The 24,110-nt window shown below is 36.0% G+C and carries 30 protein-coding genes; 7 read left to right on the forward strand and 23 right to left on the reverse strand.

The features are described 5' to 3' along the window. The first annotated feature begins 19 nt into the window (after positions 1-19). Positions 20-556: a hypothetical protein gene (locus tag MKZ11_RS24575; protein ID WP_340797215.1), complete on the forward strand. Its 537-nt coding sequence runs from the start codon at positions 20-22 to the stop codon at positions 554-556. A 53-nt stretch (positions 557-609) separates the two neighbouring features. On the opposite strand, the gene MKZ11_RS24580 is transcribed toward MKZ11_RS24575, so the two are convergent. From MKZ11_RS24580 to MKZ11_RS24620, 9 genes are all read right to left on the reverse strand, one after another. Further along, positions 610-2,892, reverse strand: a complete 2,283-nt coding sequence (locus MKZ11_RS24580) for a glycoside hydrolase domain-containing protein (RefSeq protein WP_340797216.1) — start codon at positions 2,890-2,892, stop codon at positions 610-612. A gap of 581 nt (positions 2,893-3,473) precedes the next feature. Continuing rightward, a complete protein-coding gene (gene bacL2 / locus MKZ11_RS24585) occupies positions 3,474-4,157 on the reverse strand; it encodes a BacL2 family protein (protein ID WP_340797217.1) in 684 nt (227 codons plus the stop codon). Positions 4,158-4,521: 364 nt separating this feature from the next. Beyond that, a complete protein-coding gene (gene istB / locus MKZ11_RS24590) occupies positions 4,522-5,268 on the reverse strand; it encodes an IS21-like element helper ATPase IstB (RefSeq protein ID WP_340797218.1) in 747 nt (248 codons plus the stop codon). Next, a complete protein-coding gene (gene istA, locus MKZ11_RS24595) occupies positions 5,265-6,812 on the reverse strand; it encodes an IS21 family transposase (RefSeq protein WP_340797295.1) in 1,548 nt (515 codons plus the stop codon). Before istA ends, istB begins: the two co-directional genes overlap by 4 nt. Before the next feature lie 495 nt (positions 6,813-7,307). Beyond that, positions 7,308-7,523: a hypothetical protein gene (locus MKZ11_RS24600; RefSeq protein WP_340797219.1), complete on the reverse strand. Its 216-nt coding sequence runs from the start codon at positions 7,521-7,523 to the stop codon at positions 7,308-7,310. Beyond that, the gene (locus MKZ11_RS24605; protein ID WP_207150885.1) at positions 7,523-7,711 is read right to left on the reverse strand and encodes a YvrJ family protein; all 189 of its coding nucleotides are present in this window, start codon (positions 7,709-7,711) and stop codon (positions 7,523-7,525) included. The genes MKZ11_RS24600 and MKZ11_RS24605 overlap by 1 nt, the downstream gene beginning before the upstream one ends. 183 nt (positions 7,712-7,894) lie before the next feature. Then, positions 7,895-8,185 carry a hypothetical protein gene (locus MKZ11_RS24610; RefSeq protein WP_340797220.1) on the reverse strand — a complete coding sequence of 97 codons (291 nt, stop codon included), beginning with the start codon at positions 8,183-8,185 and terminating at the stop codon, positions 7,895-7,897. Positions 8,186-9,362: 1,177 nt separating this feature from the next. After that, positions 9,363-9,602 carry a hypothetical protein gene (locus tag MKZ11_RS24615; protein ID WP_340797221.1) on the reverse strand — a complete coding sequence of 80 codons (240 nt, stop codon included), beginning with the start codon at positions 9,600-9,602 and terminating at the stop codon, positions 9,363-9,365. Positions 9,603-9,624: 22 nt separating this feature from the next. Next, positions 9,625-10,263 carry a hypothetical protein gene (locus tag MKZ11_RS24620; RefSeq protein ID WP_340797222.1) on the reverse strand — a complete coding sequence of 213 codons (639 nt, stop codon included), beginning with the start codon at positions 10,261-10,263 and terminating at the stop codon, positions 9,625-9,627. A gap of 399 nt (positions 10,264-10,662) precedes the next feature. Here MKZ11_RS24620 and MKZ11_RS24625 point away from each other — a divergent pair, with 399 nt between their 5' ends. Further along, complete coding sequence (locus MKZ11_RS24625) at positions 10,663-10,953, forward strand: AbrB/MazE/SpoVT family DNA-binding domain-containing protein (RefSeq protein WP_340797223.1); 291 nt, start codon at positions 10,663-10,665, stop codon at positions 10,951-10,953. Positions 10,954-11,143: 190 nt separating this feature from the next. Then, positions 11,144-11,272, forward strand: coding sequence for a hypothetical protein (locus tag MKZ11_RS24630; protein WP_340797224.1), 129 nt, complete (start codon positions 11,144-11,146; stop codon positions 11,270-11,272). Positions 11,273-11,393: 121 nt separating this feature from the next. Here the strand turns inward: MKZ11_RS24630 and MKZ11_RS24635 are convergent, their stop codons facing one another. From MKZ11_RS24635 to ku, 3 genes are all read right to left on the reverse strand, one after another. Continuing rightward, entirely contained in the window at positions 11,394-11,588 is a 195-nt protein-coding gene (locus tag MKZ11_RS24635) for a DUF3243 family protein (protein ID WP_340797225.1), read from the reverse strand. Between the two features lie 69 nt (positions 11,589-11,657). Further along, positions 11,658-12,422, reverse strand: a complete 765-nt coding sequence (locus tag MKZ11_RS24640; RefSeq protein WP_340797226.1) for an ATP-dependent DNA ligase — start codon at positions 12,420-12,422, stop codon at positions 11,658-11,660. Next, positions 12,419-13,186: a non-homologous end joining protein Ku gene (gene ku, locus MKZ11_RS24645; RefSeq protein ID WP_340797227.1), complete on the reverse strand. Its 768-nt coding sequence runs from the start codon at positions 13,184-13,186 to the stop codon at positions 12,419-12,421. Before ku ends, MKZ11_RS24640 begins: the two co-directional genes overlap by 4 nt. A gap of 112 nt (positions 13,187-13,298) precedes the next feature. Here ku and MKZ11_RS24650 point away from each other — a divergent pair, with 112 nt between their 5' ends. Genes MKZ11_RS24650 through MKZ11_RS24665 form a run of 4 tightly spaced genes read left to right on the forward strand, consistent with a single transcriptional unit; the run spans position 13,299 to position 15,320 of the window. After that, the gene (locus MKZ11_RS24650; protein WP_340797228.1) at positions 13,299-13,520 is read left to right on the forward strand and encodes a transcriptional regulator; all 222 of its coding nucleotides are present in this window, start codon (positions 13,299-13,301) and stop codon (positions 13,518-13,520) included. Continuing rightward, entirely contained in the window at positions 13,521-13,724 is a 204-nt protein-coding gene (locus tag MKZ11_RS24655; RefSeq protein WP_340797229.1) for a LexA family protein, read from the forward strand. Continuing rightward, a complete protein-coding gene (locus tag MKZ11_RS24660; RefSeq protein ID WP_340797230.1) occupies positions 13,721-14,980 on the forward strand; it encodes a Y-family DNA polymerase in 1,260 nt (419 codons plus the stop codon). The genes MKZ11_RS24655 and MKZ11_RS24660 overlap by 4 nt, the downstream gene beginning before the upstream one ends. A 10-nt stretch (positions 14,981-14,990) precedes the next feature. Then, positions 14,991-15,320, forward strand: coding sequence for a YolD-like family protein (locus MKZ11_RS24665; protein ID WP_340797231.1), 330 nt, complete (start codon positions 14,991-14,993; stop codon positions 15,318-15,320). Positions 15,321-15,498: 178 nt separating this feature from the next. On the opposite strand, the gene MKZ11_RS24670 is transcribed toward MKZ11_RS24665, so the two are convergent. From MKZ11_RS24670 to MKZ11_RS24720, 11 genes are all read right to left on the reverse strand, one after another. Further along, positions 15,499-15,642, reverse strand: coding sequence for a hypothetical protein (locus MKZ11_RS24670; RefSeq protein ID WP_445327065.1), 144 nt, complete (start codon positions 15,640-15,642; stop codon positions 15,499-15,501). A 143-nt stretch (positions 15,643-15,785) separates the two neighbouring features. Continuing rightward, a complete protein-coding gene (locus MKZ11_RS24675) occupies positions 15,786-16,142 on the reverse strand; it encodes a hypothetical protein (protein WP_340797232.1) in 357 nt (118 codons plus the stop codon). A gap of 212 nt (positions 16,143-16,354) precedes the next feature. After that, positions 16,355-16,537, reverse strand: a complete 183-nt coding sequence (locus tag MKZ11_RS24680; RefSeq protein ID WP_340797233.1) for a hypothetical protein — start codon at positions 16,535-16,537, stop codon at positions 16,355-16,357. 623 nt (positions 16,538-17,160) lie between these two features. Then, positions 17,161-17,475, reverse strand: coding sequence for a hypothetical protein (locus MKZ11_RS24685; RefSeq protein ID WP_340797234.1), 315 nt, complete (start codon positions 17,473-17,475; stop codon positions 17,161-17,163). Between the two features lie 412 nt (positions 17,476-17,887). After that, positions 17,888-18,019, reverse strand: a complete 132-nt coding sequence (locus MKZ11_RS24690) for a hypothetical protein (protein WP_340797235.1) — start codon at positions 18,017-18,019, stop codon at positions 17,888-17,890. Between the two features lie 77 nt (positions 18,020-18,096). Then, entirely contained in the window at positions 18,097-19,170 is a 1,074-nt protein-coding gene (locus MKZ11_RS24695; protein WP_340797236.1) for a hypothetical protein, read from the reverse strand. A 328-nt stretch (positions 19,171-19,498) separates the two neighbouring features. After that, positions 19,499-20,782, reverse strand: coding sequence for a coiled-coil domain-containing protein (locus MKZ11_RS24700; protein ID WP_340797237.1), 1,284 nt, complete (start codon positions 20,780-20,782; stop codon positions 19,499-19,501). A 722-nt stretch (positions 20,783-21,504) separates the two neighbouring features. Next, positions 21,505-22,038: a hypothetical protein gene (locus MKZ11_RS24705; protein WP_340797238.1), complete on the reverse strand. Its 534-nt coding sequence runs from the start codon at positions 22,036-22,038 to the stop codon at positions 21,505-21,507. A 55-nt stretch (positions 22,039-22,093) separates the two neighbouring features. Next, entirely contained in the window at positions 22,094-22,939 is an 846-nt protein-coding gene (locus tag MKZ11_RS24710; protein ID WP_340797239.1) for a hypothetical protein, read from the reverse strand. 29 nt (positions 22,940-22,968) lie between these two features. Continuing rightward, entirely contained in the window at positions 22,969-23,205 is a 237-nt protein-coding gene (locus tag MKZ11_RS24715) for a hypothetical protein (protein ID WP_340797240.1), read from the reverse strand. Between the two features lie 312 nt (positions 23,206-23,517). After that, complete coding sequence (locus tag MKZ11_RS24720) at positions 23,518-24,087, reverse strand: metallophosphoesterase family protein (protein WP_340797241.1); 570 nt, start codon at positions 24,085-24,087, stop codon at positions 23,518-23,520. Positions 24,088-24,110 lie beyond the last annotated feature (23 nt).

Genomic DNA, 24,110 nt, shown 5'->3' on the forward strand with positions numbered 1-24,110 from the left:
ATTTTCTAGGAGTGATAAAATGAAAAAGACTTATATTGTTTTATTAAGCTTATCCTCCATCATTATATTTCTTTTTATAATGAAGTTTTTTGGATGGACTATTGTGGTCAATAGTACTGTTATTGATAAATGGCTTTTATTGATCGCGGTCTTTTCTTTTCCTTCTTCTATTTACATTATTTCAGTTAAAAAAAACGTAAATATACGAGTAGCAGATACATTATCTATACTTGTAGCAATTATTGTAATAACGTGTTGTTTCAGGGCGTTTATACTACCTCCTTATACTTATGCGTATATAGAAAGTAATAATCTCCTTTCAAAACCTTACTTAGTCTCTGAAAAGAGAAATGTAAAAACAGCGCTATCTAAATTTGATGTTTTTTATACCAAGTACACTATATATAAATCCATTACCCCCTTTCTCTTTAAAAAAGAATCAACAGTAGTTGGAGAACGTGGCGAAATTTTCTTGAAGAAATATATGGTGAAAACGGTTGAAATAGATGGAAATATCTATATTACATCTGGTAATGTTTTATTACCTATTAAATAGCAGAGGACGCAAGTTATAAAAAACTTGCGTCCTCTGCTATTTATGAAAAGATTTTATTCTCTACCTACAAGTACTAAGAACTTGTCTCTCCACGCTTCAGCAACTGCACGACCCTCTTCCGGCAAATAAAATGGAATATCGAAAGCAAGAACAAACATATATCTTATAGGTACAATTAGCGGATCAACATCATTTAATATATAATTTGCATCATCATATAATCTATCAGGAGATGATGCAAATCTGTTTTGGTAGAAGTCAGAATACCTACTCTTCCAACCATTTGAATAATAATCCCTTACAACTTTAGAAAATCCTTGTGCATGACCTTTATTAACAATCTGCATACCAATGTTATATCCATCTAAATCGGAAAGGAGATCGGAGTATGAAAAATGGCTCTCGCCTATACCACCAATAGTGGCGTAAGCAGCTTTATATATTGTATCGTAGCGACCAGCCTCCACCAATCTCTTAGCATCCTTTAAAGTTGTAAGTAGATCCCCACCCCATCCTGCTATATCAGAAAGAACTTTCCCCTTTTGCATAATCACTGTATCGCATGTTGCAGCCAAATGAGGTAAATCAATTTGTTCTTTGGAGTCAGGATCCAAAGGTTGTGGGAAATCTCTTGCTCTCCCAAATTCAGCAACCGCTTTATCAACGAACTTACCGTCTAGTGAACCTGCTATTATGTCCCACATTTCATTATTAAATCTTTCGTTTCGAAGGTAATCTAAACACCAATCAGTTTGGTTCATGGCGTGAGGATTATTTTGGGAAGCAGCGAGTCTTTGCAATTCATCTAATTTATCTAAAAAAATCTCATTCTTTAAAATAGGCGGTGTAATGGGCGAAACTGATGATTGTCCATTATCTCTACCTGATTTAATATCTTTATCAATAGCGATTCGACCTTCGCCACTCCCAATTGCATATTCTAGAATCTGATCAAATGCCCAGTTTCTAGGAAGTGGATAACCTAAGTTTCCACTAAATCCTGTAGACATCCCGCTTACAAAACTGTAACTTATCCCATCTAATTTAGAAACTTCAATACAAATCGAACGAGGACCGTATACCCCAACTTTATATTTACCACCTAAAACTGTAATAATGGCTTGATAATATTCTAAAATCATTGGAATATCTCCACCCAATGCATCAAAGTCTACCGAAAAGTAAATGGTTGTACCGTCTTTAAATCCATGTTGTTGAGCACTGATTAGAGCCTTTTCTCCATCAATGGCTCCTTGGAGTGGACCAAAATACTCGGACGAAGCACCATTAGTTTGATATATCGGAAAGACAGTTAAGCCTGCATCGAAGATTGTTTTCAATTCTCCAGGTTGAATTTTTTTATCTAAGCCTCCTGGAACATTTATCAAATATCTCCCAACGGTTTGGTATCCAGCGTTTTTCAGAGTTTGGGCTCTAGCAGGAGTAATCTCAGTAATGCAATCACAAGCTGTTCCTTTCCGATTTGGATCACCAGTACTAGTTAGAACGGATAACCAGGCCTGTTTTCCTGCAATACCATCTGCATCCAATCCAACAAATTTTTGGAATTCAGTAACAGCCGATTTTACACCAGTTCCATATATGCCATCAAAAGTTCCCGAATCATAGTTGTTAACATATAAAGCATACTGAAATAATTTCACGAAATTGCCACGGCTTCCGACTAATAACGTAGGGAGTCCAGCTGTCGTGGCGGGTCCAATCGAACCTGTTTGGTTATTGGGAGCAATGCCTATCTCTGTTTGTAGACCGTAGATTAGAGCTTTGTTCGTGTTTCTTTGGTAGAAGCCGTCAGTAGGTTGAACACCCGCTGTTTTGTAGTAACTGTAATTTAGGCTTTGTTGAATTTCTCTAATTCTCGAATTCCCCCCTGCGGTGAGGACATAAGCATCCATGGTCAAGAATGCTTTAAACACATAATCATAAACTTTCCCGTCTCTCACTGGCAATCCGGCATCAGTTTGTAGTTTTTGTACTGCGGATTTAAGCCCTTCACCGAAATTGCCATCAAATCCCCCTGGATTGTATCCTTTACAGTAACAAGCCCCTTGAAGTATATATACAATTTGCTTCCCTTTCGAATCAGTAGGAACTGAACCAAGTTGCATTTCTCCCCACTTCTTGTAAGCAGTTGCCGTTCCATCCCCAAAATTATTGAACGGATTAGGTATTCCTAATTCAATTTGCAACGCTCGGGTTAAAGCATACATCGTTGACCAACCTGTTTTTCCGGTTTCCAAAACCACTTCAAATCCTGGATCATTTCTATACTCTTGGTTAAGCCATCTTTGAACTCTTAATACCATTTCATCCATTGTTATCTCTCCTTTTTAATAATTTGTTTAAATTGTGAGCAGATTAAAAATCCCTTTTAAATTTGAGCAACTTGTCCACGCTAAAAATATCGACCTTTCTATTCGAAGGATATACCTTGAACTTACAACAGTAATTAATTATTTCTGATTTGATTATTTTGATAATTGGGATTATAAAACACATATACATCTTATTAGTGAAGGGCCCTCACACTGTCATATGTGGAATGATTTAAGCGATTTGTGACAGCATACAAGAAGCGAAGCGAATATTTATAGCCTATGATAATCATTTGTTTTAAAGTTATTGTGCTTAATTAGTTGCGGATAGATATGTACAAAGCACGTTGGGAAATGTGATCTTTTTTACTTTTTATTTAGCAATGTCTTAATGTGCCTACTCTGTTTGGAAAATTAACAAACGCAGGATACAAGCACTTTTACCGCGCTGACTGCTTATGTCCACCTCCAATAAAAACAAAAACAAAAAAAGAAAGTAGATTCTTCATACACTCTATCTGATTTATTGCGAAAACTTCTAAATAATCGGTTCCAAAAAAACTTGTCCATGTTCAGTCTTACTAAGATGCTCTATTGGTCATGTATTTTGCGAATGATTCTTTGGACCGTTGTACCAGTTTTCGAAATTTCTGATTGTTAGAATCTGCTTCACCAGTTGCAATTGCTAGGTCGACGCCTTTATACCCAAGTAATATGAATTGAATTACATTAGCATATCTTTCATTGACTTTTTTAAATTCAGATATAATCGATGTTACTTCAATTTGTTCAAAATATTCATCCTCAGCCGAGTACACATCGCCAAGTGAAATGTCTGCAAGTATTTTTACACTTTTTGTACCACCATCAATTCTTCTATCTAACGAAATAAGTCTTGCGGATTCGTAAGATACGCCATTTTTGTCATTTTCGTCGCCTTTTGTTTTATATTGTCTCCAGGTGTGTTTTTCAGCAAAATCAAATCGACGCGCTACAATATTTTTGAACGTGGAGCCGTCACTTTGAAACGATTCAACTGCTTCCCAAAGATATTGCATAAACCTTGATTCAAAATCTTCCTTGGGTATTTCAAGTCCATAAACTCCCGTTTTCTTATAAGCGTTGTTCACACTCGTCAAAATATAACCTTTCATTTTTTCAAATATGTTTAATAGAATTATTTCTTTCTTTAATTCTTCTTTTTCACTGCTATATAACCCCGCCATTTCTTCAAGTCCACTCCAGAATTCGCTTTTTATCACCATATATAACCACCGCTCCCTAATTTATTTATTTACTGGGAAATGTGGTTATATTTTCTTGTTTGTGACACTTATAAATAAATTATTCGAACACTAGTTCTATTATACAACAATAACAACAAAAAAAGTCCCAATTTGTGACTGAATTAAAAATAGTATGAACAAATTGGAGGATATCCCCAGAAGACTTATGCGAATTGAATTCTATCGAAATATCAACTACAGAGAGCTTAATGGTTTAGTTTCCACGGTCCATTTGAACGATAATCTTTATGAATTATTTAAAAACGAAAAAGATAATAGCAATTTGTTGTAACCGTCAAGGTCAAAACGACAGTTTCTGCTCGTTTGAAATGAACACTTTTGCTTAAAATATATGCTGCCTATTTTTCATTCGATAGCTATCACTATTCATGTGAATCACTTCGACACGATGTAACAGCCGATCTAGAATGGCTGTCATAATCCCTTGATCCCCCATTAACTCCGTCCATTGTTCTGGGCTCTTATTCGACGTTAGAATAATTGAACTTCGTTCGTATAGATGATTGATGAGCTGGAAGAATAGATTTGCCTCACGCTGATCCATTGCCATGTACATTAAATCATCAATAATCACTAAATCAGATGTTTGAAGTCGTTTCATTTGAACCTGCGATTTATGCGCAAATTCTTGGGTTTTCAGAAGCTGAATTAATTCTCCCATTGTCACAAAGTACACTTGGAACCCTTTATGAATAGCCTCTAAGCCTAACCCTATCGCTAGAAATGTTTTGCCAACACCAGGTGGGCCTAATAAGATTAAGTTGTATTGCTGCTCTAACCAGCCGAACTCTTGTAACTGTGTCAGTTGACGAGATGTAAGAGCTGTTTGCTCCTCTACTTGAAATTCTTGTAACGTTTTAATGTAGGGGAAGCGCGCCCATTTAATACGACGTCCTATACTTTTTTCCTCGCGTTTGCCTAGCTCAAATGATGTGATAGCTTCCAAAAATTCTAAGTAAGTCCATGATTCTTTTTCAGCTTCGCGAAGGAGCTGCGGGAGCTCCTCTGCCGTTTCTGACAGCCGTAGCTGACGAAAATGATTCTGTAAGTCTTTCACCGTTTTATTCATGAGACAATCCCTCCTAGAATTCGTGTATACGTTTCTAAGGGGCGTGTTTCTACTTGAATATTCGTTGGAGTCATTGAAACATTCTGTTGCTCATGGAGTAGGGCTGATTCCTCTAGATTCGATTGCTTCAAGTAACGCACTACGTCTCTAAAGTCATTCGCACTATATAATTTTTCACGCATACATTTTTGAAGTGCTGAATCAATCCATTCGGGTTCTTCTTTAATCACCTTTTGTAGAATTATTAATTGATCTCTACGATAACGCACGTATTTCATACAAACTTCGTCCACATACATCAATGCGTCTTCTTGTTCTTCAAAATATGAAATGACGGTTTTCTTTAACTCTTCAATTCCTTTAGAACGGTCTCGGGTATGATTACGATTTTGAATAAGCTTTCCTTTTTCGCTACTAATTTGATGTTCGGCCAGCACTTCACCGTTTGACTGCTTACGAATAACCAACGTATCTTGTTGCTCACCTTGTATGTCTAAAACAACCTGATTCTCTGGTGATACTCCATAAGTTCCTAATGGAACTGAATAACGGTTGGACGCAAAACGAATCGTATTGTCCTTGCCTACATTTCTTGTTATAATACATGCATGTGTACTTTCATTTGAAAGTAGTGAAGAGACTGGTTCTAAGTGTTGCTTTTCGACGAGAAACACTTTGACTGGGCTCTTTTTTGTTGTGTTATGCACATTTTTATTTCCTGTGCGTTCCAACCACTGGAGCGCACGTTCATTCCAGTCCTCAATATCTTTAAACACACGGCTGTCTGCGAAATTTCCCTTTATGTATTTCACTACATTTTCAATCATTCCTTTTGATTCGGGATCGGCTTTTCGACATAAATGAACACGGAACTTTTGATTTTTTACATACGCTTGGAATTCTGCTGTTAACACGATATCCCCAGCGTTTTCGCTGACTGATAGTAAGTGATCTTGGTCATACACAATTTCTTCCGTACGACCACCAAAAAAGCGAAAGGCATTTTCATGACAACGAATGGCATCCTTCGTAGTGAAAGGTCGGTCTTGCCACTCCATGTACTTATACCGCGAATGTGCTAAAACAAAGGCAATGAAGTATAATTTCACTTCTTTTTTCGTCGTCGTTTTCTGCCTTGTTTCTCCCCAATCCACCTGTATCTGTTTGCCCATCGGCTGTTCAGGAACGGCCTCATATTGCCTAACATTCGCTTTTTTCTCAATTTGATAAATCTCACGGATCTCTTTTACATAGGTACGAACTGTGCTTTCTCCGATTACCAAATCAGGATAGCGCTCGATTAACCAATCTTGAATTTGTGCTGCACTTAAATGTGGGTATTCTTCTAGCCATGCGACAATCCAATCCTTGTAGGGATCCAATTTCTTAGGTTTCTTCAAAGGATTCCCCAAATATTCTTGTGCTTCCTCAAATGACATATTCAAATACTTATAAACAGTTCCACGCGTTACTTTCAAATGTTTTGCAATCTGTGCAATCTTCATTTTCCGTTTGTATAGTTGCTGAATCTCGATGTATAACACTAACTTTTCCTCCAAGTCCTTACCTCCAGTAAACTAATAATCCTAGCTTACTAGATGGCATGTTTGTTGGCGAAAGTGTTCAAGGCATTCGAGCGAAAACTGTCTATTTTAGTATAGCGGTTACATTTGTAGACCTACTGTTTATTTTTCAAGGATTTCAACTTGATTCAACATCTACTTATAGCCCATTGTATTTTGCAAAAACGAAGTACAGAGAATTGCAAAGGATTTGTACATAGTTTTGCAAAGTTTACTGCAGACTCCAAGTTGATTTGACATGGAGCCTCTGCGGGCAAGATGCACGAGCCAAGAAGCCAGGCACCACAAGGACCTGGCTCTGCCAATGCAGGCTATCATGCCCACCTCTCCATGTAAAATCTTGCTCATATCGTTATGTATTTTCTTTTGCAATTCTCTGCATCATCATCTTGCATTTCTATGTACTGTTATTTTGCACTACACACCCATGTCAGACACACAAAAAAGGAAGAACAGTTACAACTGTTCTTCCTTTTTTATATGGAGATATTCAAAAAAACCGGGGACATTATTGTCTATTTTAGCTTCTTTAATTTTACATATGATCATCTCTTTTAAATCTTGTTCAAGGTCTTTTCTATTATTTAAACTTGTTTGAGATAAAGAGGCTGCTATCTTAGGCTGAACTCTGCCAATAATAAATTCGATATCTTCTTCTTTTAGGTCTACCATTATTTTCTCTCTTTGGATGATAGTACGTTTGTTAGTTTATTAAGAGCAATTTCTAATGTCTCTATTTTTTTTTCAAACCGGATAAGAAGATATACGGTTACAGCTATAGGAAAACCCAAATTGCTTATCATCATTATAGTATCTTCATACAATTTCCGACATCTCCTTTCTAAGTCTTGTAATGGCATTTTTTTTAGATTTAGTTATAGCCTGTTGAGATATCCCAAGAAATATTGCAACCCCAGTGTCTTTCATATTATTCATGTATATAAATTGCAGTAGTGTTCTCTAGTTAGTCTTTGAAAAGCTTTGTATAGAATGGGGTCATTTATTTCTTGTTCTAAGTTCCCCTTACAATCCATTTTATTCTGTTAATGATCTGCTATTAACTCAATATTTCTGTAACCACTCTCGTTTTCTTTATTTATTGATAAAACAAAATCATTTCTGTATTTTCTTTCTTTTATATCAAAATGCTTACTTTCGAAGTGAATCATCTTGATAAAATAGCTAATACACCTTATCTTATAAAAGTGATTTTTAAATTGCTTGTCCAACTCTTCTATTGTCCCATTTGTCGGGTTTTCCATGTAGCTTCTATAAGTCTCCGCATTTTCTTCTATTGACAGAAAATTATTTAAAACGTAATCGGTTTCGATCATAATTCTACCTTTTTCCTGTTGCTAAAAATTCACATTCGTTTCCGGTTTTAAAAAACAGTTGTTATAAAAAGAGCAATTACCTCTCTAAACAACAACCAAATAAGCCATAATGATCTTTTTTATAATATATAATCTCATCTCTTAAAAAAGCTGCTGGACATTGAAAAACGCCAGCTATGGACGAAAATTTGATAAATCTATGGCCTATAGGTACCACACACCGTTATATGTGTAATGATTTGTGCGTTTTGTGACAGCATACAAGTGAAATGAGGAGCGATATGAGGGTTTAATCAGGTGAACGACAAGAGTATGCATATTTACTAATTCCCTAACACCAATACACGCTACCCTCATATTACAGCCGAAGGTCGGTGTTTCTATATTCGTCACAAAAAACTAATTCCCTTTTAGACAGCCTGCAAAATCCGTAAATGATACGCTCCCTTCCCTCTTCCACAAATCTATGGGGATAACGGGGGATGGATGTCATGAGTAGATGAAACGAAAATGTTCTATTTGGAAAAGATTTTTGAGAAAGAATGCAAGCCAAACGGAGTTTATATTTAATTAAAAAAACTCGCGTAACAGGACTAAAACCTTGGTTTTAGTCCTGCTACGCGAGGGTAATCCTAAGTCGCCTTATATTTAATTTGTGAGTCAATTATACCGCGTGGTTACCAGAATGAATTTTAAATATAATTACGATGTTTTGAATAAATTTGCGATGCAAAAAGTTGCGATACTTTGTCTTTTAAGTGAGTTTTAATTATTATTGAGCATTTGCGGAAGTGAAGAGCAAGAAACAGATCCTGCTGGATTTATGGAAGCGATTAAAAACATTAAATTGTCCAATTATTTTCTTAGCATATAAAGATATAAGATTTGTCACGTTTTTTTTTTCAATTTGTTTATTGGTATAAAGTACAGCGCCTTCTTTACCATTTGATAAACTAGATTTTATAATTCTTGCTTGAGCAACCACTTCTTGAATTTCGTAGTTTTTCCCGTCGTAGTTATAACTATACCCTATATTGGCAGTAGTGGTGTCTGGAACTACTGCTTGTGGATTGATTGTTCCGTGGATTGAATTTCTCCCACTTCTTTTTGTGATCGTTGAACCGTAAGAAATAGAAAAGAGACCTTTACTTTTTTCGCAAAGGTCTCTTTTCTATTTTTAGTCATTACCTTTATTCTTTAGATCTAAAAAACCCCACAGAATAAATGCAAATCCTATCAATAAAGAAACAATACTAAAAACCAGTAAATTATTAGGGACATTTTTAAGGAAAACATCGAATTCTTTTATGGACCAAGTACTACTATTTGAAGCACCAATTGCAGCGCAAATATACCTAGTCGAATAAAATATAGCTGATATTAAAAAGAATGTAGAACCCAAAATACCTTTAATCATAAATTAATTACTCTTTTCTTTTTTAGAATTTAACCACTCGATATTGACGTTCTATCCATTGTTCCGGATAAACATATTGCGTATCATAAACTTTTCCGCGAGGATCATATTTTTGTTCTTGTTTAACCTTATACTTCTTATACACATGTCTATACTCTAAACGATAATTTCCATTAGGATATTCTTGAGACATATAACCTACTGTTTCCGACCACGAATTAGTAACATCAAAACCAACTACAGTTTCTAATGATTTTGATGGTATCTTAAGTGTACCTGAATATTTGTGAGCGACAGAACTAGAGTGAGATGCAGTTAATCTTCCTCCACTTACCGTAGAAGCTCCAGCATAGTACCATGACGGGCTATATGAAAGACCTACATAAGTTGAAGAAACACCATACCAATTTAATCTTCTTTCAAATGGAGAAATTAAATCATCCTTTTGTTTAAAGAAAACCTCTGCACCCACTACTTCATCATCAAGAATCAAATCCGTAAAAGTATCAACAACTACTTCACCTTCTGCTAATCCAGAATTAACATCAACATCTAATTCATTGTACTCACTTGCCGACGATTCTTTAGCGTGAACAAAAAACAGCGACAGTATAAACGCTACAGAACAAAAAATAGAAAGAAACTTTTTAGCATTTTTCAATATCTTCTCTCCCTTAACTATTAATTTGTAATTCTATTGTGATTGTCTATTTGGAGTGATGTAAATAAACAATTGCAATAAATCCATAATATCCCAAATGAGATAGGAAGTAAACATTTTCAACTCATTTCGAAGGGAAAACAATTTTTATCCTATATTTCCTCCTTTCTATGATATTATTACAATATCACAAAGAATCTAATTTGTCTAAATTTCTCAAAAAAGGTTAAAAAGATGAATACTATGACAGAGTTTGAAAGTTTTTCTTTACGCTTAATTTTTAATAGAAAGAAAGCGGCACTCTTTTCCCTGTTCATATGTAAATAAAATCTTAACATTTTCTATCCGATTTTAAGTAACTAATATTCCTTATTAAGTTATGAAACAAGGAGGATTCGAATGAAAAGCACTGGTATTGTACGGAAAGTAGACGAATTAGGAAGAATAGTAATGCCAAAAGAACTGAGAAAAACTTTGAAGATTGATGTAGGGACCCCTATTGAATTCTTTGTTGAAGAAGATCGCATTATTCTCCGAAAGTATTCACCAAATCGCGCTTGTTTCATTACTGGAGATATTCTTCCTGATAATGTTGAATATCAAGGAGGCATCACATTAAGTCCGAAAGGCGCTGAACTATTAGTAGAGCAAATAAAAAGCAGCAAAAAAAGCGGCTCCTCCACAGATTGAATTGTGGATAGGCCGCTTTTCTCTTTCGACAAAATACTATCTTTTTTTGGTGAAGAAATTAGTAGACGGGCTGTCCAATCACTAGTAGAACTAGTCCATATACTATGATAGCCGGCCAGCTTAGAAAACAGGAAGGAGAGATATATGTATTCAGAAAATCATAGTAAAAAAAAGCGTGTGAAGTTTATTTGTGAATGTCGGGAAATTAAGTATGATGACAATTGCCATTATCATTACTGTAAACGTGAAGAAGAGTCCAAATGTCATTGTAAAAAATGTTCTTACAAAGAAACTAACGGTTATTGGTAAACGTATGTAAGAGAGTAAAGTCCCGAAGTCGGCAAGACTTGTAATATTCAAAAGCGATCCGCCCACAGGTTGTGGATAGATCGCATTTTTGTTTAATTATCTATTTAATACAAGCATATACTATGTTTCTATTAAACTTTTCGTACCATTTCTAATAGTGTTTTTGCAAGCATATGTTGTTCATCTTTAGATCCGGATTCCAAAAGATCCATTAACATTTTCAATTCCCTATTGCTGGGCTCTCCGTTTGCTAATCCCGTAGTTTTAGCACCCTTTTCATCACTTAACCCCATGTTATCTCCTAACTCAACTCTCTCTAAAAGCATGTAGATTAACACTCCCCTGATATTGTATAAACATAATTAATATTTGGTGTATAAAGCTTAGCGACAGAATCATTCGATTTCCACTATCTGCGGCAACCTTAACTTTCTTCCGCTCGTCCAACCTCTTGATTTTACTTTAACGAGGAAGGGGGGAGTTATCGAAACCAATTTATTCTTTATCTCCTTAGTGAATCCGATAACAACACTCCCCAGATATTCACCCTCCACGCTTTGCAACTGAACTGAGAGAGGGCCAATCGTAACCTTTGAAACCACACAATCATGATAACTCCAATTAATAATTTTACGCCAATCATTTGAACGTGTACCAGGGATGTAGCTACTCCCTAATCGCTTGGCGACGATCCCCTCCATTTTGTTTGCTTTTATAACATCAAATAGTTGTTCTCCTTCAGTCACCACATAGGGAACTAAATTAATATAGGGAGAATCAATTTCAGATATAACCTCAGTTAACAACTCTTTTCTTTCTTCGATAGGCCAGTGCGCTACGGTTTCTGTATGATAAGAAATAACGTCGAAAGCCATTAATGAAATAAGCTGATCCTTCTTACCACTAAATCGAGACATCGCGCCCTCGAAGTCATCTGGTGATTCTTCGCCAGGTGCAATCAGCTCACCATCCAGTAATACTTCATTGCCTCCGAAAATAAGTTCGGGAAAAATACTTGTTGTAACGGTTCCGTGACGTGTATAGGATCGATTGTTTTCTGCTAGCAGTCGAATTCCATTGAACTTTGGTTCGTAAATCCATCCCTCATCTGATCTAACTGCCTCTTGATAGCCTAACAGCATCGGTTTAATCAGCTTCATGCTTGTTTTTTCTGTTGTTTGATTGACGCAATACTGCGCTCCATAGCATCCATAAGATTAACGACGTTTGATGGTTGTTCGGCTTTTTTCGGGATCTTGCTTTCGATTAGTTTTTCCAATCTTTCACGGTATTCGTCATGATACTTGCTTGGATCAAATTCGGCGGTTAATTGCTCAATTAAAGACAGTGCGATTTCTTTTTCTTTGGCTGTTAGTTTGACATTGTTTATTTGGAGCAAATCAACAGTAGACCTAACCTCATCGGGAAAGTGTAACGTCTCCAACACTAGATGATTATCTAGGACACGGACTGCTGCAAGTCGCTCTTTAGATCGTATCGTTATCTTTGCAATGCCAATCTTTTTCGACTTTGCCAATGCCTCACGAAGTAGTGCATATGCTTTTGAACCATTGCTATCTGCAGCTAAATAGTATGTCTTGTCAAAATAGACTGGATCGATTTCCTTTAGCTTAACAAACTCCACGATATCAACCGCTTTTTCCCCAATGTCACTTTTCAATCCATCTAATTCAGCATCTGTAACAACTACAAATCGGTCTGTCGCATACTCATAGCCCTTTACAAGCGATTCGGAATCCACATCCTCATTACATATAGGACAAATTTTTTCCTGTTTAATCGGCTTTTTACACTTCGAATGAAGTTGTTTTAACTTAATTCCTTTGTCTTCCGTGGCAGCGTGTAATTTAACCGGAATTGTTACAAGACCAAACGAAATAGCACCTTTCCAAACTGTGTGCATGATCTTCACCTCATGGTTATTGTCTCCATTAAAGATAATTACAATACATCATTTTACCAGTTGTAAATCGAACGTGTATTCCGTATACTAAGAATCAAGGAGGGGAACAAGTGTGCTTAAAGTGTTGGAGAGAACGGTAAGATATGGTGATTTACTGGATATGATTTATGTAGATGGGAAAGGTCAAATCAGTAAACGGAGAATAAAGGTATTGCAAATCGGTGAAGTGTCTTTTCGAGCGTACTGCCATATGCGTGGAACCAATCGCACGTTTACCGTCGATAATGTTTTAGCGCTTGTTCCCGTAGTTAGAAAAGAAAGGATGGTTATTTAAATGAGTGACCGACAACAGAAAATTTATGATTTCATTAAAAGTTATATTGCTGAAAATCACTACTCTCCATCAATGAGAGAAATCACTGACGCGGTTGGACTAAAATCTGTATCAACAGTGCATGCCCACTTAGATAGGATGAGGGATAAGGGATATATTGAATTTGCAAATACTTCAGCACGCACTTTGCGAATCGTTGTATGATGGACTACAGTAAATTTCCCAGCCGACAGATCGCCTGTATCGATATGATGAGTTTTTACGCGAGTTGCATGGCTTCTCTGCATAATTTGGATGTCCGAACGGATCCAATTGTAGTCGTCGGAAACTTACAACATAAAGGATCGATTGTATTAGCTGCGTCACCGGCGATGAAAAAGATATTTCGTATTAAAACAGGTAATCGTTTGTTTGAAATTCCAAACCATCCCAAAATTCGATTGTTCGAGCCGAAAATGAGTTATTTTCTTGAAATGTCGATGTCCATTACTCGTATCCTTCATAAGTATGTGCCTGCCGAGGCTATACATGTGTACTCGGTCGATGAATCGTTTATAGACCTCACTGGCACAGAAAGGTTATGGGGAGATCCAGCATTAACTGTTAGAAAAATTCAGCACGAAATATCAGAAACATTAAATTTACCATCCACGGCTGGTATGGGCCCGAATATGCTTATGGCGAAACTGGCACTAGATCTCGAAGCGAAGAAAAAAGGCTTCGCAAAATGGTCATATGATGATGTGCAAACAAAATTATGGTCGGTTTCCCCATTAAGTGAAATGTGGGGAATTGGTAGGCAGTCTGAGAAGTCATTAAATAACATGGGCATATTTTCGGTTGGTGATCTTGCGAACGCTTCTCTTGAGAGACTTGAAAAGAAATTCGGCATCATGGGGAATCAGCTTTACCACCACGCTTGGGGCATCGACCTGTCAGAAGTAGGCGCACCGATGCCAGAAGGCCAGGTCAGTTACGGAAAGAGTCAAATCCTTATGCGCGATTACAACAAACGAGAAGAAGTAAATACAGTGCTCCTAGAGATGTGTGAAGACGTCGCTAGAAGAGTGCGTGAAAAACAACAGGCCGGACGGACGATATCACTTGGTATCGGGTATAGCAAGAATGCTTTTGGCGGAGGTTTCCAACGTTCTCGAACTATCGGAGAAGCCACAAACGATACGATGCAAATTTACAAAGTCTGCAAAGAGCTAATGAACGAAAACTATAACCAACAAGCCGTTCGTCAAGTATCAGTATCGGTTACAAAACTGGAAGATGAACAATCGATGCAGTTAAATTTATTCGATGACGGGAAATGGGAAAGGCGTAAATTGGCTGGCGTTATAGATGATATCCGTACTCGTTATGGATCCACTGCATTATTAAGGGCTGTCTCACTCACTGATGCAGGAACAGCTATTAAACGATCTAAGCTAGTCGGTGGACATAAAGGGTAGGAGGATTCGCGTGATTCGAGACCGTGGAAATATCAAATGGCAAGGCATGATGCTGACAGAGCATAACGTCGAAATTAAACACTGGTTAGATATGGAAAATTATGTTGAGCGTCCAGAGCTTGATGATTTTGATTTACAAGCTATCCAGTACGATATAGAGCTGGCGTACAAAAGTAGGTGTGTTGTATCCATAAAATCATGGGATAAAGGGAAAATCACTTTACACAGTGGAAAAATAAAAGAACTCAATGCACAGTCAATGTGGATTACGATTGATAGTCCATTTGGGAAGGACCGCATGCCAGTAGAGGATATAATTGGGGTACAATGTTTGGAGTAATAAACGGGGAAAAATTAAGAGTCTAAAAAACCTCACGTAATAGAACTAAAACCGGAGTTTTAGAGCTGTTGCGTGAGTGGTTAGAACTCGTGAGTTTTGTCCTTGAAAAACAGGTAAATATACATGGAAAATGCGCACCTGTTTTAGGTGGGCATTTTTCACTATTCTTCTTCTTTCTTCAAGAACCATTGATTGCAGCCCTCGATATAATCCATTCTTTCCTTTTTCCGCCTGGCTTTTGAAAATATTTGATTAATCCATTTTCAATCATACGTTTAATCTCTTCTGGATTTGCTTTTGAAGGCTTGGTTTTGTTTTTCACAGTCTAGGGGGGATCCCCCATCGATGTGCCGCCTCTTCTGGTGTCATATAATCATTTATGTTATCCATCTCTCGTCCTTTATAAGTTCAGGAACACACTTTAATAGATGCGTGCGGCTTGTTTTAACCTTCTGTTGTACTCAATTATAAATGTTTCATTGAAATAGCTTCAATTACAATTTGTGAATTGTTCTTATCTAGTGAATTGAAAATGGATTTAATAGTAGGATAAAGTATCTCACTATCTTCTTCATAAAGGTTTCCATTGTTAAACATTTGCCATGCAACTTCAAGCATAGCTCGTTCTGAATTTGACCACACCTTTGATATATCTAGGAGTAGTTCCACATCAATACTACAATCATCCAATGCCTTCAAAAGTTCCTTTTTTTCTATGGCAGCAGCCACATAAGCAAACCACGTATAATAGAGGTCATTACTGTTCAATTTGCTAACAAATTGATGGTATAATTCTTCGTGATATTGAGTTTTATAAAACATTTCCGAATCACTCCTCTTTTTCCTAGATTTATAAATTGACTGCAATTTTAACAAAACTTATAAAAAATATATACACTATTAACATGATTCCCGAACCAGCAATGGAGGGAGTATACGTCTTTTTGTAGCTAATTTCACCTTACTGACATTTATTGTTATAGCTTTTAGTCATACTAGGATTTACTCATTACTCATTTACTTAGCGTTATCCCCTACTTGTATGAAACTAGTCTTTTAATAACTGAAATAGCTTGATCTAAAGGTACATGACATAAATGGCATTGGTAGCCAAGTTCCATAGTCCATACTGTAGCTTCACTTAAACCTTTCTCGTTTTGAATGTCTCCCAATGACTGGCCATTATTTCTACGTTTTATATATCCTTCAATTGTCACACTATTCTCTCCTTTGTTACTTAAAGTGTCTAATTAGCAGTTCCCAATGGTATTCGAACAAATTATTTTTATTAAATCAGTAGACGCCCATATGATCATTATATCAACAAAAATAGATAGTCCTAGTTTAAAATTAGTGATAAACCATTCAGAACTTACACAATGCTCGTAATGCGACTCTATACATTCAATCACCACTAAACTGCAGCACTTTATGTAAGAACTGTTTTCTACCCAAACAATATGAAGAGGTACCAGTACTCACTAGCAAACGTGACTTTTTCCTTTTTGAATAGACCAACTACTATTATTTCTTCTTGAGTAGTCGGAAGAAAAAGGCAACTGATAAAAATCCACACTTTAGTTATTAGCGGAAATCATTGCAAGGGTTACGACAGTAATACAAAAAACTAACACAACCAAATTCCAATAATGATTAAAGAAATTACCAACCTCGCTCTCTGCTTTCGTATTTAATGGATTGTTAGTCAGCGTTAACCCAAGTGTTCTGTTCCAACCGATTGACTCATAAGCGCTCTTCCTTTCGTATAAATAACAACCTTCTGCTATTCCCCATTCCCTTCTTCGTAGTTTGTTCTTTAGTAACTCTTCATAATCTGCTTTTATAAATTGCTAATAATAGAAATTCTATTTTTTATCATTCCTTTATATTTTACGCTTATCTTTGTAGGTGTAGATAATGCTTTTTCTATCGTTTCTGAAAGACCTCCAATTGTTTTTACGATTTCAATAGCTACAGAAGGGTCTTCCTTTATCTCTATATATTTGCTGCGATCCGTAAAAAACATTACTGAATTTTTTTCAAATGAACTTTTTACTTCAAAAAGAAGTGTCTTACGTTTCCCTAATTTCACTGAACTTTTCTTATATGATATCTTTAATTCATTAGCTTTCTTACCATTATTAGTTTTTCCCATTTATATTCCTCCTTCTATTATTCACCTATGTATAATTTTTGCTCTATTAGTTAATAAGTAAATTAGGCTCTATATGTCACTAGACGTACCGCTATGCAAGCTCTTCTTGTAGTCCATTATGTGTCTTACGTTCATTAATTGGTAGTTAAATACTAATGAATAACTAGTAATTTTATACGCCTTTGACTGAATCGTTATCTTTATTGCTATCTTTAGTACACATTTTTGGTCGTTCTGTGCAACACACTATTTTTTCGAGTTCTTTTTTCTTTAGTGAATTTCGTTCTAAATGCATTTACTTCTTCCTTACTTGTTACACATAATTTTCGGACTGTGAATTACTCCCCATCTCTTATTTCATAAAATTTCTTCCGAAGCTTATTCTCGTCTTCTACATAGGACTGCTCTTTCGTCATGACGATATACATTTCAATGTCTGCATCACTCGTTTTTTAAGCAACATCCTTAAATCATCGTAAGCTTTCAAATACTCTTGGTAATTTAACTCCGCTTGCTCCCCGTTGGAATGAACATATATTTCCATGTTTCTCCCTCTTTCTATAGTGTAATTCACGATTTCTATTAACTGTCTATCCTTCGGACTTAAACATCCCGGACTAATTATTTGAAGAACGTATAAAAAGGTATTTGTTTCTCTTTAGTACCATGTATAATTGCTTTTTTTATAGAAGATTGACTCGTTGGGGCGGCACGAAATGGTATATTGAATTTCTTTGCACAGTCTTTAGCCAATCCGCTTCCGCGGTGTGAAGAATGTTCTCCTGCTGATATAATGAGGTCCGTATAACGTACTTTGGCTTTAAACCTTGTCTTACTTTCATCACCGCTTAACGAATCAAGGGTGAAGTTTCCCTCCTTTGATAGTGTCTTAAAGTCTGCTGTTCGAAAATCTGCTCCTACTATGACAATCTTTTTTCCGTTTAGTAGTGTTTTTTCCTCATCGGTCCATATACTTTGTTTCTCAGCATCCTCTTTATAATATCCAGAGGGTTTTGGGGTTGGTCTTATATCTGCATCAGAGAAATCATGGTGAAGCCACACAACTCGATGGGAACTAAAATCAGACTTGTGATATGCAATAGATACTACGTTTCCTTCTTTCAAACCAAAATCTTGTACATCATTATGTGAGATTAAAAATTGGTAGGGTGTTTCTCCGTCTATTTTAATTCGCTTAATATTTCCGTTTACAATATGCTGTTCAGCTATTAATAGGTTATCTGGTGACGATGATAATAGACAATATTCTAATTCCAATCGGTTGGATTCCTGTTCGGTGATACTATTTTTTCTTTTTAGAAAAACAAGATCTTTGTTATTCGCTCCGATTGCTTCGACCCAATCACCGTGTACAAATCCCTGCATCCTGATGAATTTTTCCGGTACATAAATATCTGCTTTATCTCCTTTAAGAATTCCTCCTTTTAGTTTCCTGTCCAGCTGGATTCCTTCCGTCTTGGGAATTTCAATAATAGTTGGATTGAACTCTTCAGGGACTTGTAAATCTTCGGGCACCTCTTCATTTGTTGTGACGAAAGTAGGTACCTCCCCCCACAAGGAACTAGATACCTCTATAAACTGAAAAAGTTTATCTATCCGTTGTTTTGTAACTAGTAAATTGTCATTTGTCATTTTTTGAATACAGTCTATTAATTCATCTTTAATTTGTTCCATTAAGACAACTCCTTTCAGACAAATTATATCATCATGGAATATTGATTATTAAATATCGCGATTTCAAATCTATATTTCTCTAGTTTTCAGTGGCTCTAACCATTTCTTCTTTGTAACGAACAAAGAGAGAATAACAAAGAAGAAAAAATACTTTTTTGTTGGATTTCCAAAAGGAACTCTTTTCATTAGGATGGTACAACTGTCACATTGAAAACATTCATAATGAGTATTTGTAAGCCAAGGCTTCATTTTTTCCCCACATTTGCATTTTTGCATTTTAAATTACACTCTCCTAAATCGCTATCGGTACGTTCAAATGGTAAAATCATTATTTTTCACAATTCATAATCAGTCCACCAAATTCGTTTGTGAATTTTGTTACGTTAGGGGCCCAATGTCTATTCAGCCCAGTTGGATCGTTGTCCGCTCCAAGAGGTGCATAGGCGCTGCCAAGGTCGCTAACTGTCGTTAACCCACCTTTATTAATAAGTTTGCTTATAGTTCTGCCAGTCGTTCGTAATCCATCTTCTACCGTATCAAAGCGGAGTAATGTCGACCAATTTGTCGCCGGATTCATTAACCCCCCTGGATTGTTAAATTCCCTAATTGCTTTTGATGTACCACTGCCTGTTTCATGAAAAGCGATAGCGGCCATTAAAACGGGGTCAATATGATACTCGTTTGCAATATCTATGAATGCTTGTCCCTTCCCTGTAAATGCGCCAGCAGATTTAAACTTTGCGAAAAATACATCTTCGTTAATATTTCCATCTTTACTGCATACTGCTGCTGGTATATAGGTTGAAGCAGTCTCATAAAAATTGCTGTTTATAGTTTGTCTATTTTGAAGTGAAATGATTTCTTGCTCGATTTCTTCGCTCATTTTTACAGCTATATCATATGAGCTTTTTAATTTTTCTTTCTCGCTAGTCAATAGTATTTGTTCTAATTCAAGTTCTTGAACTAAAGAATCTTTCTCTATTCTTTGTAATTCGAGTATGGTATATAATTCTTGCAGAGAATTTTTATTATCTCTTTGCTCCGATAGATTTTCTGCTACTAATCTTTTTTTGACTTCAAGTTGCTTGATATCAGATGATTGTTGTTTCATTATCTTTCGATCGGCTTCCAATAGTGCATTTAAAGCAGAATATCGTTGAAAAAAATCAGAGATGCTGGTAGTTCCCAGAAGTACATCAATGAAATCAATCGAGCCGTCGTTTGCTTGTATTGATCGTATTCGGCTACGCAATACAGAATCACGTTCAGAAACGTCTTTTTCAAGGATAGATATAGACTTATGTAATAGTTCTATTTCTTCAGCAGTTTGATAGAATTCCGCTTCAGTTTTATCAATTTTTTTACTGGCGGTGTTTAAAGTGTTGCCTAGTGTGTGAAGTTGCTCAAGTTTAGTGCTGATTTCGGAGTCATTTGATTTAATTTCTATTTCTTTTTGTTCAACGCCTGAATTAAATCTGTTTTTCTCTCTTTCAATTAATTCCTGTTTTACTTGCAGCTCTTTTATTGGGGTTGCTAAAATATGTAGAGGTGACAAGGAAGATGAAATAAGGATAAGTGCGACTAGACAAGAGATCATGTGTTTACATTTCACTCTATTGAAGCCCTCCTTTTTTGAAATTATATACTTTTATCTATAACAAGCTTTTCATATTCTTTGAGTAAACTCGAGTCATCAAGTTTTATAAAGCAAGATGGATGGAAACCGCTTAAAAATGAACACCAATCGATAAGACTACTGCGTTCTTCATTCGATAAAGAATCTTTATTTATTATAAACCTCTCCTTCCGATTCACCCTCTATGTTTCTAGCTTTTTTCCACACCAACACTTTCATTCCCTTTGCGGGATTAAAAAGCAAGATAGTCCAATAAGAATAAGCAATACTGGAAAAACGACGAAGATAAAAACAACCATTTCCATTAACTTAACACCATCCAAATGATTAATTTTATTGTTAAGCTTATCCCACTGTCGACTGAAACAGACATATATTTATCTAAATGCTTTGATTACCAAGAACATCTTCTTCAACAGTTTCATGTTTTCTTTTGATTTTCCTAATAGTAATTAAAAATACTCCATACAAGGCTCCTGAATACGTAAATACTACAAAACCTATATCACGTACAATGAATAATACGACATGCTGTGAAGGTATTAAAAATGAAACTACGCATGTTATAAGAATCACAACATACGTAGGTAATAAGATAAACCATACCGTGCGCTTCATGATCGGATGCTCAAAGAGCAACCATTCATGGAGAGCACTACTTAGCACTAAAGTGCTGATTAAAACGTAAAATAGACTTGTCATACAATTGCAAGACCTCTAAGCTCGCTCGTTGGTTTTCCGAAGTGTGCATTTAATTGTGCCATACACGAGTCGTAATAAAGTGTTTTGAATTCGTTAATATTCAACTCATTCACTTCGCCAAAATTTTGAATCAATACTATTTTAAAGGGGTTATATGCTATAACTTCAATTTCATCAATTGTTAACAGCATTGATTCTTTATAAATACCACGATTCCAGCTATTTTTGCTCTTGAAGTTTGTAATTACACTTTTACGTTGAGTACTCCAACCTGTTAAACCATGCAATGCAAGAAAGCTCGATTTTGTAACCTCTAGTTCAACATTGCCTTTCCCGCAACATTCCTCTAAATATGATCCATCAGAACCAGGCTTAAAAAATTCACTTTTAAATTCATTAGGGTTTAATGTTGTCCGTATGCGATAAAGATGTAAAATATCTCCCAAATTATTATTGAAACTTTTTGCCCTCTCTAAGTCTTTAAATACTCCGTATGCTTTTATTTCTAAAGCTGGCACAATAGTTAACATTTAATATATCTCCTTTTAAATAAGTAATTTACTTCGATTTCTAAATATTGTTTTATTATAAAAACTCAATGTATTTATTAGATTTGATAATCATTTCCGTTGATTTTTTCTCCTTTTTGAATTCATTTTTTTTCAACATGCCATATGCTAGTACTTCTTTACCAATTAATTCATTATCTTTAAGAGTGAAGTACTTGAAATGTCTATCAAAAATAATTAAGGAAAAGAAACCTTTCTCTGTAGAAGTAAAGTTGATATACCAGACTTTTTTCAAGCGAAAAACCTTTTCAATACGTCCATGTATGAAATATGGAACTTCAAGCGTATTACCTTCCCACAGGGCGTTATGTGCAAGGTCATGATGGCGTATTAGTTCTGAGATGGGAATACGCACTCCTTTCACTGAAACTATAATGGAGGCTAGCAAGTCGGGTTCAACTGTTGTAAATAGTTTTTTTACTGAGCGCAGAGATCCAATTGACTGTGGGGTAGGCTCGGTCTCTTTTAATGCGTCTTCGTCTAATTCATCTTTTTCTTTCTCTTCTTTCTCTTTCGTATTTCGTTCAATTGTCCTCGATTCGATATCAGGATCAATACTATTCAAATTTAACCGGACAACAAACTCACGAATACCTTGTTCACGCAGAGAAACTTGGTATTCACTGACCTTTGCAACTGTTTCCTGGAACGTTAGCTTCTTCGCAAACCCACATCCCTCTCTATGTATAGAAGGACCTTTACCGCTGGTCTTAAAGTGAGCTATGACTCCTGATGACCCAGGTATGAAAAATACAGGAACACCACATCCTTTATCCATGCAAACAATTCGAACACCATGTAATGATTCATCATAAGCTTTGGCCGTAACGACTTTCCCATCTGTCAAAAGTGCAGAATGCATATAACCTCCTCCTTTTAAGTTTAAGATTTCTATACCTCTTCATTTTTCATTACATCGGATAGATTTTTCTTATCACCTATCCAGGAATCCAGAGCAGCCCCTAAGAGAAACCCTACAATGCCGCCACTAGTTGCTGCTAATATGACAAATAACATGGTAATAGCACCGTATACGATGTAAAGAATCCAACCTACAAAAATGCTACCGATAAAGAAGAATATGAATGAAAATAAACGGTCGGTAAGAGTATCAATAGCTGTTCGCATTCATTTTCCATTTTCGTAAATTGGTTTTGTATTTAGCGACTTTCATGTTCAATACGCTTGTCTCCCTCCATAAAACTATTCATATTTCCCCTATCTTCATCTGAAAAGAGGCTATGGTTCTCTTTGCACGAACTTGTACAGTATAAGGACGTATCAACATAGTCCTTAAAACATAAATAGTCATATCCACATCCAACACATTGTTTTTCGACAAATTCCATATACTTCGGCTGCCCCTCTACACTAACTATCTCTCATGAAGAGTCACCACCGATTCACCTACCCTTCCTATAAAAAAATTCAATAGTCATTCTACTGACTACAATTTATTGGGATAATTGACAAATCCGGAATCCAGAGATATGGATACACGGAATTAATCGTGCAACCATTCACATTACGTGTAAATGGATCGTGTAGATGGCCGTGGAGAAGATGAGTAACTTGTTCGTTAAAAATTAAATTATTAAAAGCTTGGAACCCACGGTGTGCATCATCTAAATCCATATCTCCATAAGCTGGATTGGAATGTGTCAACAAGATATCTACGCGATGCCGCCCTATCTTTTGTACGAATGCATTCGCCTCAGCTTCAGTCTGCTGACCAAATTTCTGTTCTTTATATACAGGGGAACCCTCAAATCCTGCAAATGTGACGCCGTCAAACGACATGATCTGATTATGCATATTAATAACTGACGTGTCTTCAAAATTCAACTGATGGCAATGGTTACCCATCACACCAAGTTTTCGACAAGAATACATTCGATCTATTTTTGAAACCATTCGAGAAGGTATGTCACCTAATAAAAGAACGATATCAGGTTCTACCTCTGGTAATTTTAAAGTCGTTCTTACGTCTGCAAATGCTAAAAGTTTCATATGAACACCGCCCCTAATGTAAA

Source organism: Sporosarcina sp. FSL K6-1508, assembly GCF_038007465.1.
Lineage (GTDB): Bacteria > Bacillota > Bacilli > Bacillales_A > Planococcaceae > Sporosarcina > Sporosarcina psychrophila_B.

Excerpts from the sequence above, each read along its gene's own strand:
- MKZ11_RS24625 (WP_340797223.1), top strand. The coding sequence starts at position 10,663 with ATGAAAAGCACTGGTATTGTACGGAAAGTAGACGAATTAGGAAGAATA.
- MKZ11_RS24635 (WP_340797225.1), bottom strand. The coding sequence starts at position 11,588 with ATGCTTTTAGAGAGAGTTGAGTTAGGAGATAACATGGGGTTAAGTGAT.
- MKZ11_RS24710 (WP_340797239.1), bottom strand. The coding sequence starts at position 22,939 with ATGCATTCTGCACTTTTGACAGATGGGAAAGTCGTTACGGCCAAAGCT.
- MKZ11_RS24640 (WP_340797226.1), bottom strand. The coding sequence starts at position 12,422 with ATGAAGCTGATTAAACCGATGCTGTTAGGCTATCAAGAGGCAGTTAGA.
- MKZ11_RS24705 (WP_340797238.1), bottom strand. The coding sequence starts at position 22,038 with ATGTTAACTATTGTGCCAGCTTTAGAAATAAAAGCATACGGAGTATTT.
- ku (WP_340797227.1), bottom strand. The coding sequence starts at position 13,186 with ATGCACACAGTTTGGAAAGGTGCTATTTCGTTTGGTCTTGTAACAATT.
- MKZ11_RS24575 (WP_340797215.1), top strand. The coding sequence starts at position 20 with ATGAAAAAGACTTATATTGTTTTATTAAGCTTATCCTCCATCATTATA.
- MKZ11_RS24685 (WP_340797234.1), bottom strand. The coding sequence starts at position 17,475 with ATGGGAAAAACTAATAATGGTAAGAAAGCTAATGAATTAAAGATATCA.
- MKZ11_RS24610 (WP_340797220.1), bottom strand. The coding sequence starts at position 8,185 with ATGATCGAAACCGATTACGTTTTAAATAATTTTCTGTCAATAGAAGAA.
- MKZ11_RS24695 (WP_340797236.1), bottom strand. The coding sequence starts at position 19,170 with ATGGAACAAATTAAAGATGAATTAATAGACTGTATTCAAAAAATGACA.
- MKZ11_RS24605 (WP_207150885.1), bottom strand. The coding sequence starts at position 7,711 with ATGCCATTACAAGACTTAGAAAGGAGATGTCGGAAATTGTATGAAGAT.
- MKZ11_RS24720 (WP_340797241.1), bottom strand. The coding sequence starts at position 24,087 with ATGAAACTTTTAGCATTTGCAGACGTAAGAACGACTTTAAAATTACCA.
- MKZ11_RS24655 (WP_340797229.1), top strand. The coding sequence starts at position 13,521 with ATGAGTGACCGACAACAGAAAATTTATGATTTCATTAAAAGTTATATT.
- istB (WP_340797218.1), bottom strand. The coding sequence starts at position 5,268 with ATGAATAAAACGGTGAAAGACTTACAGAATCATTTTCGTCAGCTACGG.
- MKZ11_RS24615 (WP_340797221.1), bottom strand. The coding sequence starts at position 9,602 with ATGATTAAAGGTATTTTGGGTTCTACATTCTTTTTAATATCAGCTATA.
- MKZ11_RS24715 (WP_340797240.1), bottom strand. The coding sequence starts at position 23,205 with ATGCGAACAGCTATTGATACTCTTACCGACCGTTTATTTTCATTCATA.
- MKZ11_RS24580 (WP_340797216.1), bottom strand. The coding sequence starts at position 2,892 with ATGGATGAAATGGTATTAAGAGTTCAAAGATGGCTTAACCAAGAGTAT.
- bacL2 (WP_340797217.1), bottom strand. The coding sequence starts at position 4,157 with ATGGTGATAAAAAGCGAATTCTGGAGTGGACTTGAAGAAATGGCGGGG.
- MKZ11_RS24675 (WP_340797232.1), bottom strand. The coding sequence starts at position 16,142 with ATGTTTTATAAAACTCAATATCACGAAGAATTATACCATCAATTTGTT.
- MKZ11_RS24600 (WP_340797219.1), bottom strand. The coding sequence starts at position 7,523 with ATGGTAGACCTAAAAGAAGAAGATATCGAATTTATTATTGGCAGAGTT.
- MKZ11_RS24690 (WP_340797235.1), bottom strand. The coding sequence starts at position 18,019 with ATGGAAATATATGTTCATTCCAACGGGGAGCAAGCGGAGTTAAATTAC.
- MKZ11_RS24660 (WP_340797230.1), top strand. The coding sequence starts at position 13,721 with ATGATGGACTACAGTAAATTTCCCAGCCGACAGATCGCCTGTATCGAT.